Source organism: Metabacillus sediminilitoris, from assembly GCF_009720625.1.
Lineage (GTDB): Bacteria > Bacillota > Bacilli > Bacillales > Bacillaceae > Metabacillus > Metabacillus sediminilitoris.
On the sequence record NZ_CP046266.1, the window covers coordinates 3,984,673 to 3,999,457 of the forward strand.

Sequence of the window (14,785 nt, forward strand, 5' to 3'; positions counted from 1 at the left end):
CACCTCCGAAAATATTTACGAATCCATGACCTTGTACATCTCTAGAAACTTCGTATTAAAATCACCTGAAACAAATTTTTCATGCTCAAGTAGTCTTAAATGGAATGGGATTGTTGTAGAAATTCCTTCTATAACAAATTCACTTAATGCCCGCTTCATTCGAGCAATTGCTTCCTCTCTTGTCGCACCATAAGTTATAAGTTTTGCAATCATTGAATCATAATATGGCGGAATGGTATAACCAGGATATACCGCTGAGTCTACTCTAACACCTAAACCACCAGGTGGCAAATAGTAGTTAATTTTCCCTGCTGACGGCATAAAGTTCTTTTCAGGGTTTTCTGCATTAATCCGACATTCAATCGCCCAGCCATTAAACGTTACTTCTTCTTGGGTAACTGATAATTTTTCACCGGAAGCGACCTTAATTTGTTCTTTTATTAAGTCGATGCCAGTTACCATTTCTGTTACAGGATGTTCAACTTGGATGCGTGTGTTCATTTCCATAAAGTAAAACTTTTTATTAATGTGATCGAAAATAAATTCTACTGTTCCAGCTCCAGTATAGGAAACTGCTGCTGCTGCTTTAACAGCCGCATCCCCCATCTGTTCACGAATTGTTTCGTCTAATGCTGGTGATGGTGTTTCTTCTAGTAACTTTTGCAGTCTTCGTTGAATTGAGCAGTCTCTCTCACCAAGATGAATAACATTCCCATGTGAATCTGCTAATACTTGAATCTCAACATGGCGGAAATCCTCAATATATTTCTCAATATATACACCTGGATTACCAAATGCAGTTGCCGCCTCACGCTGGGTTATTTCAATACCCTTTATTAATGCTTCTTCATCTGCAGCAACGCGGATGCCTTTTCCGCCACCACCTGCTGTTGCCTTTATTATAACAGGATATCCCATATCTTTTGCCAACATTTTTGCCTCATCGATATTTTCAATAATTCCACGTGAGCCTGGAACAATTGGCACTCCCGCTAGGCGCATTGTTTCTCTAGCTACATCCTTTGTTCCCATTTTAGAAATAGCCTCGGCACTAGGACCAACAAAGATAATATTGCATTCTTTACATAACTCCGCAAAATCTGCATTTTCTGCTAAAAATCCATATCCAGGATGTATCGCTTCACTACCTGTAAGTTTTGCAACACTTATAATGTTTGTGAAGTTTAAATAGCTATCTTTTGATGCGGTTGGCCCGATACAGTATGCTTCATCAGCAAGTTGAACATGTAATGCTTCACGATCAGCTTCAGAAAATACAGCAACTGTTTCAATATCTAATTCTTTACATGCCCGTATAATACGGACAGCAATTTCTCCTCGATTGGCAATTAGTAATTTCTTAATCATTATTTTAGCTCCTTACTCAGGCTTAACAAGGAATAAAGGTTGTCCATACTCAACAAGTTGTCCATTTTGTACTAGTATTTCGACGATCTCGCCCTTTACTTCAGCCTCAATTTCATTAAAGAGTTTCATTGCTTCTACGATACAAACCGTAGTGTCATTCGTTACCTTTGAACCGACTTGTACATAATCACCTGCTTCAGGTGAAGAAGCAGAGTAAAAAGTTCCTACCATAGGAGAAATAATCTTATGTAAATTTGATGTATCGGCTTTAGGTGCCTCAACTATTTCTTGATTTGAAGCTGATACTGTTTGAGTTTGTACAGGCTGAACGTGTACTGGCTCTGCAACTGGAGCAGCAACAACATTTCGTACAACTGTTTCTACTTCTTGAGTTTGTTTTTTCATAGTAATTTTTGAACCTTCGTGCTCAAATGTAAACTCATTAATACATGATTGATCAATTAAATTGATGATTTCTCTTATTTCTTGTATTTTTAGCATGATTAGGCACTCCTTTAATCATTTGAAAACATGATTTTATAAATTTATAATCTAGTACTAAAACTTAGTCCCATACTTACATCTTATTATACATAACCAAATAAATTCAACAACAATTGTACCCATTTACGAAGGTTTCTAGTTTATATACCCAGTATTTTCAAAAGTTTACCTTTATATCCAGAAGTCATTTTATGATTCGTTCCTCCTGCTTTTCATTTTATCTTACAATTGCCTACAGGAAAACCCCAAGTAAAGGAGATCTCTCATTTCCCCGCAGCAATAGGTTGGATACAGATACTTTTTAAAAACAAAGTAAGATCATGTTTATTAGTGAAAACTGCCCATAAAGTCTCGTTAAGTCTCAGTTATGGAAACTACTAAAAACTTTCCAGTAAAATGTTCATGAAAAAAAGCCAACCCTTTAGGATTGACTTTTTTCCTGTTATTGTTCAAATGTAACAATCACATCTTCCATATTTTCCATTTCGTCTCTCACAAGTGCCATAATTTTGTTGGCAGATGATTTACTATGTTCTTTTGCTTTCACCGTAATTTTTACATTGTTTCCGTCAGCACGTACTAATGCATCCTCATAGCCTTGTGATTTAATCAGCGTTTCTAGGATTGCTTCTTTTTGTGCTGCATCAGTTAGAGCCTCCATTTCATCATATGCTTCACTTTTCTCATTTGCTGACGCATCATTGCTTGCTACAATTGATTGTAATTGTTCTTTTAATTTATTACGTTCATCGTCAACTTGGAGTCGTAATTCAGTAAATAATTCATCGCTGGCAACACTAGAAATGACAGTACCATCCTCTAATTCTTCTGTTTGGACTTCTCCATTTTCACTTTTACCTTTTTCAGTGCCTTTACCTTCTTGTGCCGGCTGCTTATCTTCTTCTGCTGGTTTTTCTTCTTCAGCTGGTTTTTCTTCTTCTGCTGGCTTTTCTTCTTCAGCAGGTTGTTGTTCTTCTGCAGGTTGTTTCTCTTCAACTGGTTGTTCTTTAGCTATTTCATTTTCACTAACTTCTTTTTCATCCTCTGTCATCACCATGTCGCTAGTTCCACCTTCTGGCGAAGTTACATAATAAACAGATAAAACCACCACTAAACTTAACATCGTTAATAACCAAACCGTTTGTTTTTTCAACATCATCTATTCATCCTCCTTCATTTTTTTCGAGGCTACTGCTACGCGATGACTTGGTACACCCAAAACCCGCGTAACTGACTCAATAATTGTTTTCTTTATATGAATGTTGTCAGCACCTTGGGCGACTATCAAGACTCCTCTAATTTCTGGTTTTCTTGTTTGTACGACAATCGGAACCTCTTTTTCACCTTCTTGTATAATGACAACTTGTTCATCAGTCGATTGATCTTCTACTTCTCTTTTTCCGCCTTCACGGTCAGTTTCTTTCGTTACCTGACTACCTGTAACGGTGTTCTTTTCAACTACTTTTGTTTCAGTTGAATCAACATTAACGACAACTGATACATTTCCTACCCCAGAAATTGTTTCTAATACTTCCTTTAATTGATTTTCATATTCTGCTTCATAATCAGAGATGGAGCCGGTTTTTTCACCTTTTTCTTGCTTAAAGACTTCTGTGCTTTCGTTAGAAGAAGATGAAGAAGTAGGTACAATGTCATTCGTTTGATTATCTTTACTGCTAAATAGATTACTTACAAGCATAAATGCTACTCCTAATACGAAAACTAGAATAAAATACTGATATTTAGATGGTTTCTTAGAATCTGACTGGCCAAGCAAAGACTTTAACTTGTGAAAAAAGCCCTCTTTATTGTTCATCTATTGACTCCTCCCCCCCTTCCAATTCTAGTGTTATTTTTTCTTCTTCTACTTCCCAAATTTTTGCTAAAAATGCTGTGATTTCTTCTACATTCATTGTTACTTCTTGTTCATCTATTTGTTGTTCTTTTGTTGTGTCAATTGCGATAGGTTGAACGGCCTCAACTGCTTCAACTTTTTCTTTACTTTCTGCTTCTTCTGTTGGATTCTTTTGTAGAAATACCTGAATATGTGTAAGATCTTTTTGAGAGTTAATATCGACTACTTGTTCTGATTCGGAAAGAAGGATTGTATCAATCGTTACATCATATTTCTTCACCAGCTCCTCTTTTGCCATCGTTTTCATTTGGACAGCCATTTGTTCTAAAATATATGCACGTTGTGAGGCTTGTATTTCATTTTTCTGCAATTCTATTAAATTTTTTACGTCATCTTCTTTTGTTGATGCTCCAAGCTGGAATTCTGCTAGAATATCATTCATATCTTTTGAAAATATTTTAAAGATAGGATTAATGATTACGATGATTAGTAAAAGACTAATGACCATTTTTGCATATTTTTGCATGGATGAATTCGGTAATAAAAGATCAATAACAATTGCCAGTAAAATAAAAACAATAATATTGGTAATCCATTCTGTTAAGAAAGACACGATAAATTCCTCCCTTCCTAAGCATTAATAGGAAGTAGACTTCCAGTTCTTACTATTTAACGATACTTTAACGGTTATTAGGTGATTACTGCACTTACATTCAGGTTCTTTTAACGCATCATAATTGTTAAATTACTTGCAGCGATGATGACAGTAATACTTAAAAAGAACATGAGAGAGACAATCGCTAGTGCTGCAAAAATATATATGACGCTTTTACTGATGATGTCTAAACACTTTATAACAGGTCCTCCACCAAGAGGTTGAAGGATCGATGCAGCAAATTTATAAATAAATGCTAAGGATAACACTTTAATTGCAGGGAAAGCCGCGATAAATAACAGGACTGCAACACCAATGATTCCAACCGTATTTTTCAATAAAATAGAGGCACTGATGACGGTATCTGTTGCATCTGTAAACATCCTCCCAAGAACAGGAATAAAATTCCCTGTAATAAATTTTGCGGTTCGTATTGTGATTCCATCTGTCACAGCAGCAGATGCTCCTTGTACAGATATGACACCAAGGAATATGGTTAAAAACGATGCTAGAAGACCAATACTAATATTTCTTAGTAATCCAGCAAGCTGTGTGACTTTATATTGTTCTGTTAGTGTACTAACAATATTTAACAATGCTGAGAGAAACAACAATGGCAACACAATATTTTTGATTAGCAATCCACTTGTATTCATTAAAAAGATAATGACTGGATGAAAAAAGGCTGCTGAGGCTAACCCACCTGAAGAAGCCATTAATGCCAACAACAAAGGAATTAATGCAAGGATGAAATTGGTCATCGATTGTATGGCATCGTTTGTATATTGAATGGCAACATGAAAGCTATTTAGCGCAATGATGATTAACACCATATATACAAGTGCATAAGCTACTTTACTCACTGTGCTTTGATTAAATGCATTTTGTAACAACTGCAGAAGCATACTAAAAACCGTTAACAAGATTAACGTCCCTAATAATTTTCCATTAGCAATTAATTCATGAAATAAAAATTTTAGGAAGGCCTTCATCCACTCCTGAAAGCTCAGCTCTTTTTCTCCACTTAAAAATTGAAGTAAGCTGCCTTTTTGACTTTCAGGCAAAAAGCCGCCGTATTCTGTCATTACTTCGTCCCAATATTTTTTTATATCACTAATTTCCAATTTATCGACTTGCTCATCCACAATGACATCGGCATTAGGCGTGTCAGCTTGTACTTCCGGCTGCGGTGATGTTTGGGCTTGTACATTTATTGGGTTGAATAGAATGATTGAAAGAAAAAAAAGAGATAGAAACGTTCGCATTTAAACACCTCCGCCTTATACATCTATTTATTAGAGCTAATACATAATAAAGAGTGATATTAGTTGTAACATTGAACAGAGCATGTTGAAGCGACTTATTCTTCTATGTTCCAGGGATCATCCCAAGCACTGTTTCAATAATGACAGTTAAGATCGGGATCGCCATTGTAAGAATCAGAATTTTGCCTCCTAATTCTATTTTTGAAGCAATTGCACCTTGTCCTGCATCTTTTGTAATTTGTGCCCCAAACTCTGCAATGTAAGCAATCCCAATTATTTTTAAAATTGTTTCAACATAGATGAGATTAACACTTGCATTTATTGCAATTCGTTCTACCATTCTTATAATTTCATATACCTGGTCTACTAAAAATAAAAAGATGACACAACCAACAAACACAACTAGCATAAAAGCAAAGGTAGGCTTTTGTTCTTTTACAATTAATGCAAGAAAGGTTGCAATCAGCCCAAGTCCGACGATTTGTATGATTTCGATAAGAAGCCCCCCCTACCCCTGAAACAGAAAGACCGATTTTATCTTATTGAATAGATCATCAACAATTGATGCAACCATGAACAAAATGTAAATAAAGCCTATAAGTGTGACCCATTGTGCATATTCTTTTTTTCCCATTTGATCTAAAATTGTGTGAAGGAATGCAACGACGATTCCTATCCCGGCAATTTGAAAGATCGTATTAATATCTACGCCCATTGCAACGAACTCCCTTCAACTTCTACATCAATAAAATGACTAAGAGCAGCCCTGTTAATACTCCTAAACTTTTCATCATTCGTTCGTAACGATTTTGCCGATCAATCGCATCAGCTTCCTCTCTTTCCAAATGCGACAATGCTAGCTTAATATGCTTTTGTTGTGAGATACGATCATGCTGACCAAGAGTTTCTCCGAATTGTTTTAAGACCTCATATTCTCCTTGTTTAAAGGCAGTGAAGCGCCAAACGTCTTCAAGACTCTCCTCCCATGCACCCTTTACACTTGTATGTCCCTTGATAAGTTTTGCTGCAAAGGTCTCAAAAAGCTGTGATAATGGATTTGGTAATTGTTTCGATATGTTTTGAGCTGCAACGATTAATGATGTATGTCCATACATAATTTCAGCTTCTAACGATTGCAGTGCAACCTTTAGCTGCCTTAGCTGTCTAGTTCTAGCACTTAAATGTTTTGCAGCTTCAAAACCTGCCCATGTTGTTGCGATTATGATAAATATTGCACCCATCCACTTGATCATTTTAGGTCACACTTCTTTCTAAATTAAAATGCTGACCATGCTGATTAAGAATTTGTTGTACGGTTCCTGGGCCGTCTTTTCTAGATAATTCAATAAACCGATCAAACACATTTGATTCGATTAACATCTTTAATGTAGGACGCTTTAAGAGTTCAGAAACTCGATAACCATGTACAGTAACAAATAGCTGCACCCCGGCATGGACAGCTTCCATTACAGCTTCTGCATCTTCTTTTGTACCAATTTCATCTACGATTAATACGTCTGGACTCATTGAACGAATCATCATCATCATACCTTCAGCCTTCGGACATGCATCAAGAACATCGATTCGTTCTCCAAGCTGATGTTGTGGCACACCTTTTACACATCCAGCTATTTCAGAACGTTCATCCACAATTCCAACCTTTCTTGATTCAATGTGCTGAAAACCACTGCTGATAACTCTTGCAAAATCTCTAAGCAATGTTGTCTTCCCTGTTTGCGGGGGACCGATAATTAATGTATTCATCCACTTTTCTTGAAATAGGTATGGAACATATCTCTCTGCGATCCCTACCTTCTCTTTAGCAATTCTTATATTAAATGATGTGACGTCACGAATTGCTTTAACTCGTCCATCTTCTGTAATGACTCTTCCAGAAAGACCGACTCGATGCCCGCCACGAACCGTTATATAACCTTTTTTTAATTCTTCTTCCAATGTATAAATCGAATAGTGGCTAAGCTCATTAAGTAAATTAATTGAGTCCTCATAGGTTGTTACATAGGAAAGAAACACAGGCTTACCTGAAATGATGACCTCAACACGTTTCATTACACGAATCCGGATTTCTTCCATTCTGGCCAAACTAGAAGGATGTAGCTTCAATATTTGGGTACTGATTGATTCTGGAAGCATATCTAACATTTCTTTCATGTCGCTTCCTCCTATTAGACTTTTCGTTATTTTCAATGTATGCATGCTTGACCACATTCATGACTTAATTGTCATGATGATTTCCTCCCCTTCTGCAACAATAATTATTTATAAATTCCAAACAATATAAAGAACACTCCAAGTCCAATAAAGAGCAATTTTGCGTATGATAATTGATCAGCAATCTGAAAAATCCCAATTGTCATTGTTGCGATAAAAATAATTGGTCCTACAATTGCTAATAAAGAATTAATCGTTACAGCTTTTTTTACATCATTTAACATTAACATTAAGATTGCTGCAGTTAATTCGATCGATGCAGATAAAAAACGCAAACCAGCCATAGTTAAAACAGTAGAATCTATATGGGAAAATAAACGTTTCATGTGCTCCTCCTCAAATACGGTTTGTACACCATATGCTTTAAAGAGGAATTTTAGACAAAGAAGGTTTAAAGAAATATAATTAAACTGCTTATTAAAGCGGTTTGTACCAATATTTTTAAAGAAAAAAAACGTTAACAATCATTTTGAAACTAATGAGGTGTGGAAGGATGACCATCATTTCCAAACTATCATCGAAATTAGGTGAGAAAACGGAAGAAGGAAATCGAAATATTGCAAATGAATGCATCGAAAATCCATCTTTATTAGATGAGATTAAAGAAGGCTTAAAAAGTAAAGACAAAGCGTTGGTTGGAGATTGTGCGGAAGTATTAACAAAAATAGCTGAAGTGAAACCCGAATTAGTAGTCCCTTATTTTGATTATTTGATCCCTTTACTATCCATAAAAACAACACGAGTCCGCTGGGAAGCGATTCATGCAATATCATTAATAACTCCATACATAACAGAGCAAATTTCTAAAGTCATGCCAATAATAAAAGAACTTATTACAACTGATAAAAGTACAATTGTACGAGATTATTCTGTTCAAACTATTTGTAACTTTGCAGAATCTGGTAAGAAAGAGGCACTTGCAGCATTTCCAATTCTAAAGGATTCACTTTTAATATGGGACGGAAAACATCGAGGACGAATATTAAAAGGATTATTAAGTGTATGTAAACATGCTCCGGAATGTATTCTTGAAATTAGAGGTATTGCTGAAGAATATATAGAGGATAATCGTAGCGGAGTTAAAAAAAACGGCTAAAGCATTGATAAAAGCAATTGATAAAGGGATGGTTTAAAACTTGGTTAGAGAAAGAAAAACTTCGTTTAGTGATGATAAGCAGCAGTGATGTGACTAACGATTGCACATTTGCGAAACAAAAACAGAACAGATTCCAGCCCACCAACACAATCCCTACCCGACTACTGATTAAATGCAAAAAAGAGATGCAAAATTTGCATCTCTTTTTATATGTTTAGATTTAAGCCCGTGAAACGTAAGAAGCCTCTGATGTGTTAATAATAAGGCGATCACCTTGGTTAATAAAGAATGGCACTTGAACAGTAAGCCCAGTTTCTAAAGTTGCTGGTTTCGTACCGCCTGAAGCAGTATCACCTTTAATACCTGGTTCAGTTTCAGTAACTTCTAATTCAACTGTGTTTGGCAGCTCAACTCCTAATGTTTCCGTTCCAAACATCATGATTTGAACTTCCATGTTTTCTTTTAAAAATTTTAATTCGTATTCTATTTGTGATGATGGCAATTCAATTTGATCATATGTTTCTGTATCCATGAATGCATGTTGATCACCATTTGCATATAGATATTGCATTCTACGTGTTTCAATTTGAGCTTTCGCTACTTTTTCACCAGCACGGAACGTTTTTTCTTGAACAGCTCCTGTGCGTAGATTACGAAGTTTTGAACGAACAAACGCTGCACCTTTACCAGGCTTTACGTGTTGGAAATCCATAACACGCCAAATGCCGTTATCAACCTCAATTGTTAATCCTGTACGAAAATCGTTAACTGAAATCATGAAAAAATCCTCCTAAAATACTATAAATATGGGATTGAAAACATGAGGCTATTATCGATTATTGATATAACCCTCTTTTCTATGTAAAGACTATGTCTCCCAATTATAAAATAATCAGATCTTTTGGTGAATGAGTTAGTGCCTCATTTCCTGTATCTGTGATGACAATATCATCTTCAATTCTTACGCCGCCGAGACCTGCTACATAAATTCCCGGTTCAACAGTCACAACCATACCAGGCTCAAGGATTGTATTAGATCTAGACGATAAGGCTGGACTTTCATGGACTTCCATACCTAAACCATGACCTGTCGAATGTCCAAAGTATTCCCCATATCCTTGTTCTGTTATATAATCACGTGTCAGGGCATCTGCCTCTTTCCCTGTCATCCCTGGTTTAATTCCGTTCATACCGCGTAATTGTGCCTCTAGAACGATGGAATAAATCTTCTGCAACTCTTCACTTGGTTGGCCAACAGCAAACGTCCTTGTGATATCTGAACAATATCCTTTGTAGTATGCACCAAAATCAAGCGTAACAAAATCACCTTTTTCAATTTCTTTGTCACTTGCTACCCCATGAGGTAAGGCAGAACGGTAGCCTGAAGCAACAATAATATCAAAGGATGATGATACAGCACCATTTTTTCTCATAAAAAATTCAAGTTCATTTGCAACTTCAATTTCTTTTAACCCAGGTTTCACATACGATAATATATGTTTATACGCAGCGTCAGCAATCAGGGCTGCTTCCTTTAATATCTTAATCTCTGCTGGTGACTTAATCAAGCGTAACTTTTCTACTGCACCTGAAACTGGGATAAATTCTGTTTGTGATAATACCTGTTTATAAGAAGAATACGTTTGATATGTTAGATGGTCCTGTTCAAACCCTAGCTTTTTAATACCTAATTTGGAAACGATATTCGCAACTTCTTCTATAATTGGTCCTGAATGTTTAACAATCTCATATCCTTCAATCTGCTTAGCTGCTTGTTCAGTATAGCGAAAGTCTGTAATAAAAACCGCCTTTTCTTCAGAGATAACCGCAACACCAGCTGTCCCAGTAAAAGCTGTCATATATCTACGATTAAATTCACTAGTGATTAATAGTCCATCAATTGATAATTCTTTAAACCGATTACGAATTTTTTCTAGCTTCATTTCTGTTTCCCTCCTAATCGCTCTTTTAATGCGAGCATCGCTAGCTCGTAGCCTTTAAAACCAAGACCAATAATTTGACCAATTGTAACAGGAGCCGTTACTGATGTATGACGAAACTCTTCTCGTGCATGAACGTTTGATATATGTACTTCAACAACTGGCAGTGTTATGCTTGCAATTGCGTCTCTAATCGCATAACTATAATGTGTAAATGCACCAGGATTTAAAACAATTCCATCAAATTGATGTTCCGCTTCATGAATAGAATCAATAATATCCCCTTCATGATTTGATTGGAAACAAGTGACTTCAATCATTTCTGTTTCACAAAATGCAAATAAATCCTTTTCTAAGTCTGTTAATGTTTTTGATCCATAAATTGCAGGCTCACGTAAACCAAGTCGATTAAGATTTGGTCCGTTAATGACTAAAAATTTCATAATTTTAGGTTGCACCTCTTTTCAAAAATCAACAATAAATAAGTATCATTAAAAACTTTTTGAAAATACAAAAAAGAATGTTCATGTAATGAACATTCTACCATATCTAAACACTTTGATACTATGTTTTCCTATTTGTGATCTTGACTCGTATTTAGCTCATTATAATCAAATGAAATGGAGTAACCGACAAAAACTCCATATAAAACATATAGACAAACTGTTGTCAAAATTGTTGCACGGGATAATTCAAAAACCGTTTTCAAATTTGGAAATATTGGATTTAGTAAAAAAAAGACAAGTCCCCACAACAATGCTCCAAAAACAATCCCTACCCACATTGATGTAAAACGCTTTAGAATCGCATAATAAACCAATGCCACTCCAATAGAAATAATCCCAATAAGAACAATGCTGATGAAGTTCCCTATTGGTCCCTCCTTCCAGTCCCCTAGGGCAATTGGCTGAAGAAGGAGATTGGGGCTAACTTCAGTGAAATTGAGTATAGATGCAAGATAGGCCAATAAGCTCCAAAACACACCGCCAACAAAACCGATTACAATGACTTTACCAATTTGCGAAATAGGTTGTTCTTTTTTGTTTTGTTCAAGGTTTGGATTATCTTTCTCGCTGTTATGTTCCTCTTCTGTTTTTTTATGATCTGCCATAAACCTACACCTCCATTACTACTATGTCCATTTTTTCTAAAGACATGTTTTTTACCAAGTTTTTTACAAGAATAAAAATTACATGTCTAGTAACTGAATGCATGGGTATAATGTAAATAAAGGAAAATATTTCAACTTGATAAATGACTTTCCAAAAATGATTGTTAAAAAGTCATGTAAACTCATTCTATTCTGAATAACACTCTAGAGGTTTCCTTATAAATTCTGTATTATAGAGATAATAGATATACTTTATTTCTTAACATAAGAATCAGAATAGATAGGTTGGTGTCACATGTCAAATCAAACCAAGCCTGCATATGGCGGGCAAGCTGTTATTGAAGGCGTTATGTTCGGTGGCAAGCATCATTATGTAACAGCTATACGAAGAAATGATCATACAATTGATTATTTTCATTTACCAAGGAAAACTCAACCTCTTTTATCAAAGTTAAAAAAGATTCCCTTTTTACGAGGTATCATTGCGATCATCGAAGCAAGTGCAAATGGCTCAAAACACTTAAACTTTGCAACAGAGCGGTTTGAAGTGAATCCTGAGGATGATGAAAAGATTATCGAAGAAAAAAAGAAGAGTGATTCAAAACTCACGATGTGGCTCGGCATTGCAGCTGTAGGGGTTATCTCCTTTTTCTTTGGAAAAGTAATTTTCACACTCCTCCCCGTATTCTTAGCTGAATTTATGCGTCCGCTTGTACCATCAGATTTTGGGCAAATTCTCATCGAAGGTGCCTTCAAATTATTGTTATTACTAGCATATATATATGCTATATCCTTTACACCTTTAATCAGACGTGTTTTTCAATACCACGGAGCTGAACATAAAGTCATTAATACGTATGAAAATAACCTAGATCTAACAGTAGAAAATGTTCAAAGCATGTCAAGATTACATTATAGATGTGGAAGCAGCTTTATTTTATTTACTGTCATTGTTGGTATGTTCATTTATACCCTTGTTCCAACAGATCCATTTTGGCTACGTATTGTAAACCGCTTAGCATTAATACCAGTAGTACTCGGGATTTCATTTGAAGTATTACAGCTAACGAATAAACTTCGTGATGTCCCAGTATTACGTTTCTTAGGCTATCCAGGTCTGTGGTTACAATTATTAACAACAAAGGAACCGACAAATGATCAAGTTGAGGTTGCTATTGCAAGCTTTAACGAGCTGATGCGCTTAGAAAAAGAAACAGAGACAAAAGCTGCAGAACAAATTGTTTAATGTAAGTTTTCATTGATTGGTATCTTTTCTTGGAGGTGTTTTAAATGAATCGTCGTGTGATGAATGGGATCGTCTTGGCAATTATTTTATTAGGTGCAATTGGACTAATAACAACTTTGGTTACTAATCCAATGTGGCTATTAAAACAAATTGCAATATATGCTGCAATTGCTGGAGTTATTTATCTTATCTACCGTCTATTTTTCAAAAAGAAAATGGGTACAGAATATTCTTCTTATGCAAAGGCAGCAAAGAGATCCAAAAGACGATTTAACGAGAGAAATAACCGTGTTTCTACTATCAGAAACATTTCACAGGCTAAAAAAGCGACAAAAACCTCTGCTATAAAAAAGAAAAAACAACCATCACATTTAACGGTGATTGAAGGAAAAAAAGGCAAAAAGAAAAACAGAGCGTTTTTCTAAAGCGTCCAACTCTTTAGAAAATCATTCGTTCTACTTCTTCCTAGCTCGATAAGGGCTAGTTTTTTTTCTGCTGTTATTTCCATTTCAGTCGAAACGATATGTTCGACAGGAATAAAAATAATATCCTTTTCGTGCCTGCTTGAGATATGTCTTTCGTCATGTGCATCCTTCATTGTATCAAAAAGGGCGCTAAACATTTCAATCGCATTATTAATCTTCCTTTTCGGTCGTTCTTGTTCATTATAGCTTAGTTTAATGCCAAGAACTGGCCTTTTTTTTATTGACTTTTTATTTTGATAAAACAACCAAATTGGGAAATTACTAAGTACTCCACCATCTACAATAATATTCGTACCAGTTGATGATGCTAGTCGAACTGGCTCAAAAAAATATGGTAAGCTGCAACTCATCCGAACAGCTCGTGCTACTGAAAATGAAGCAGGGTGTATTCCGTATTTAGGAAGGTCATCTGGCAATACGATCATTCGCCCGTTCGTTAAATCTGAGGCAATGACTCTTAAGGAACCGTTTGGAATATCAGCAAATGTTGATATTCCTTTCTCTCTTAGTTTTGTTAGTAACCATTCCTCCAGCTTAACCCCTTTATATAAACCGAGCTTCCAGTATAAGGACATCCATTTTGTGAGAGAGAAAGGTAAAAATGATTTTCTCTCATCTAAAAATTCTTTTAAGTCAACTTCTTCCATCATTTTTAAAATTTCATCCGCTGTATAACCAGCAATAATAAATGCTGAAATGATTGAGCCTGCACTCGTTCCAGCTATTCGTTTGAATGTATATCCCTTTTGTTCAATTGCTTGATAAGCACCAATCAGAGCAAAGCCTTTGATTCCCCCACCTGAAAACACACCATCGATATACATAACTTTCCTCCTTCCGCCACTCCTCCTTTATAGTGTAAGAGCAAAAGGAAAAAAATAGACCCATTTCAAAAAAGCAGCAATATAGGACTTAAATAAAGGGTGTTTTCGCAAACTTTGTTGCTATTTACCAAGTAGTGCGTTGTGGTTGATTGCAGCGAGAGGTGCACGATGACCGCGGGGCGGGCGGTGAGCCTCCTCGGCGTA

At 35.8% G+C, this 14,785-nt stretch carries 19 protein-coding genes; 3 read left to right on the top strand and 16 right to left on the bottom strand.

Annotated features, from left to right (window positions below):
• Positions 1 to 15: 15 nt before the first annotated feature.
• From accC to GMB29_RS19175, 11 genes are all read right to left on the bottom strand, one after another.
• A complete protein-coding gene (gene accC / locus GMB29_RS19125) occupies positions 16 to 1,368 on the bottom strand; it encodes an acetyl-CoA carboxylase biotin carboxylase subunit (RefSeq protein WP_136353007.1) in 1,353 nt (450 codons plus the stop codon).
• 12 nt (positions 1,369 to 1,380) lie between these two features.
• The gene (gene accB / locus GMB29_RS19130; protein WP_136353009.1) at positions 1,381 to 1,869 is read right to left on the bottom strand and encodes an acetyl-CoA carboxylase biotin carboxyl carrier protein; all 489 of its coding nucleotides are present in this window, start codon (positions 1,867 to 1,869) and stop codon (positions 1,381 to 1,383) included.
• A 445-nt stretch (positions 1,870 to 2,314) separates the two neighbouring features.
• The gene (locus GMB29_RS19135; protein WP_155443962.1) at positions 2,315 to 3,028 is read right to left on the bottom strand and encodes a SpoIIIAH-like family protein; all 714 of its coding nucleotides are present in this window, start codon (positions 3,026 to 3,028) and stop codon (positions 2,315 to 2,317) included.
• Positions 3,029 to 3,031: 3 nt separating this feature from the next.
• Complete coding sequence (gene spoIIIAG / locus GMB29_RS19140; protein WP_136353013.1) at positions 3,032 to 3,688, bottom strand: stage III sporulation protein AG; 657 nt, start codon at positions 3,686 to 3,688, stop codon at positions 3,032 to 3,034.
• On the bottom strand, positions 3,678 to 4,340 hold the full coding sequence (gene spoIIIAF, locus GMB29_RS19145) for a stage III sporulation protein AF (protein ID WP_136353015.1): 663 nt from the start codon (positions 4,338 to 4,340) through the stop codon (positions 3,678 to 3,680). Before spoIIIAF ends, spoIIIAG begins: the two co-directional genes overlap by 11 nt.
• A 110-nt stretch (positions 4,341 to 4,450) precedes the next feature.
• Positions 4,451 to 5,647, bottom strand: coding sequence for a stage III sporulation protein AE (spoIIIAE, locus tag GMB29_RS19150; RefSeq protein ID WP_136353017.1), 1,197 nt, complete (start codon positions 5,645 to 5,647; stop codon positions 4,451 to 4,453).
• A gap of 103 nt (positions 5,648 to 5,750) precedes the next feature.
• Positions 5,751 to 6,143, bottom strand: coding sequence for a stage III sporulation protein AD (gene spoIIIAD, locus GMB29_RS19155; RefSeq protein WP_227551763.1), 393 nt, complete (start codon positions 6,141 to 6,143; stop codon positions 5,751 to 5,753).
• Positions 6,144 to 6,155: 12 nt separating this feature from the next.
• The gene (gene spoIIIAC, locus GMB29_RS19160; protein ID WP_111614118.1) at positions 6,156 to 6,362 is read right to left on the bottom strand and encodes a stage III sporulation protein AC; all 207 of its coding nucleotides are present in this window, start codon (positions 6,360 to 6,362) and stop codon (positions 6,156 to 6,158) included.
• A 22-nt stretch (positions 6,363 to 6,384) separates the two neighbouring features.
• The gene (gene spoIIIAB / locus GMB29_RS19165) at positions 6,385 to 6,900 is read right to left on the bottom strand and encodes a stage III sporulation protein SpoIIIAB (protein ID WP_136353021.1); all 516 of its coding nucleotides are present in this window, start codon (positions 6,898 to 6,900) and stop codon (positions 6,385 to 6,387) included.
• 1 nt (position 6,901) lies between these two features.
• Positions 6,902 to 7,819, bottom strand: a complete 918-nt coding sequence (spoIIIAA, locus tag GMB29_RS19170) for a stage III sporulation protein AA (RefSeq protein WP_136353023.1) — start codon at positions 7,817 to 7,819, stop codon at positions 6,902 to 6,904.
• Between the two features lie 104 nt (positions 7,820 to 7,923).
• Positions 7,924 to 8,205, bottom strand: a complete 282-nt coding sequence (locus tag GMB29_RS19175; protein WP_136353025.1) for a YqhV family protein — start codon at positions 8,203 to 8,205, stop codon at positions 7,924 to 7,926.
• 167 nt (positions 8,206 to 8,372) lie between these two features.
• Between GMB29_RS19175 and GMB29_RS19180 the strand changes: the two genes are divergently transcribed.
• A complete protein-coding gene (locus GMB29_RS19180; RefSeq protein ID WP_136353027.1) occupies positions 8,373 to 8,975 on the top strand; it encodes a HEAT repeat domain-containing protein in 603 nt (200 codons plus the stop codon).
• A 220-nt stretch (positions 8,976 to 9,195) separates the two neighbouring features.
• Here the strand turns inward: GMB29_RS19180 and efp are convergent, their stop codons facing one another.
• From efp to GMB29_RS19200, 4 genes are all read right to left on the bottom strand, one after another.
• Positions 9,196 to 9,753 (bottom strand): elongation factor P, encoded by a 558-nt coding sequence (gene efp, locus GMB29_RS19185; protein ID WP_136353029.1) that lies wholly within the window; start codon positions 9,751 to 9,753, stop codon positions 9,196 to 9,198.
• 103 nt (positions 9,754 to 9,856) lie between these two features.
• Complete coding sequence (locus tag GMB29_RS19190; RefSeq protein ID WP_136353031.1) at positions 9,857 to 10,918, bottom strand: M24 family metallopeptidase; 1,062 nt, start codon at positions 10,916 to 10,918, stop codon at positions 9,857 to 9,859.
• Positions 10,915 to 11,358: a type II 3-dehydroquinate dehydratase gene (gene aroQ, locus GMB29_RS19195; protein ID WP_406600280.1), complete on the bottom strand. Its 444-nt coding sequence runs from the start codon at positions 11,356 to 11,358 to the stop codon at positions 10,915 to 10,917. The genes GMB29_RS19190 and aroQ overlap by 4 nt, the downstream gene beginning before the upstream one ends.
• A gap of 131 nt (positions 11,359 to 11,489) precedes the next feature.
• Positions 11,490 to 12,026 carry a YqhR family membrane protein gene (locus tag GMB29_RS19200; RefSeq protein WP_136353033.1) on the bottom strand — a complete coding sequence of 179 codons (537 nt, stop codon included), beginning with the start codon at positions 12,024 to 12,026 and terminating at the stop codon, positions 11,490 to 11,492.
• A gap of 295 nt (positions 12,027 to 12,321) precedes the next feature.
• Between GMB29_RS19200 and GMB29_RS19205 the strand changes: the two genes are divergently transcribed.
• A complete protein-coding gene (locus tag GMB29_RS19205) occupies positions 12,322 to 13,272 on the top strand; it encodes a DUF1385 domain-containing protein (protein WP_136353035.1) in 951 nt (316 codons plus the stop codon).
• Between the two features lie 44 nt (positions 13,273 to 13,316).
• Positions 13,317 to 13,697 (top strand): SA1362 family protein, encoded by a 381-nt coding sequence (locus GMB29_RS19210; RefSeq protein WP_136353037.1) that lies wholly within the window; start codon positions 13,317 to 13,319, stop codon positions 13,695 to 13,697.
• On the opposite strand, the gene GMB29_RS19215 is transcribed toward GMB29_RS19210, so the two are convergent.
• Positions 13,694 to 14,581 (bottom strand): patatin-like phospholipase family protein, encoded by an 888-nt coding sequence (locus GMB29_RS19215; RefSeq protein ID WP_136353039.1) that lies wholly within the window; start codon positions 14,579 to 14,581, stop codon positions 13,694 to 13,696. The genes GMB29_RS19210 and GMB29_RS19215 overlap by 4 nt on opposite strands.
• Positions 14,582 to 14,785 lie beyond the last annotated feature (204 nt).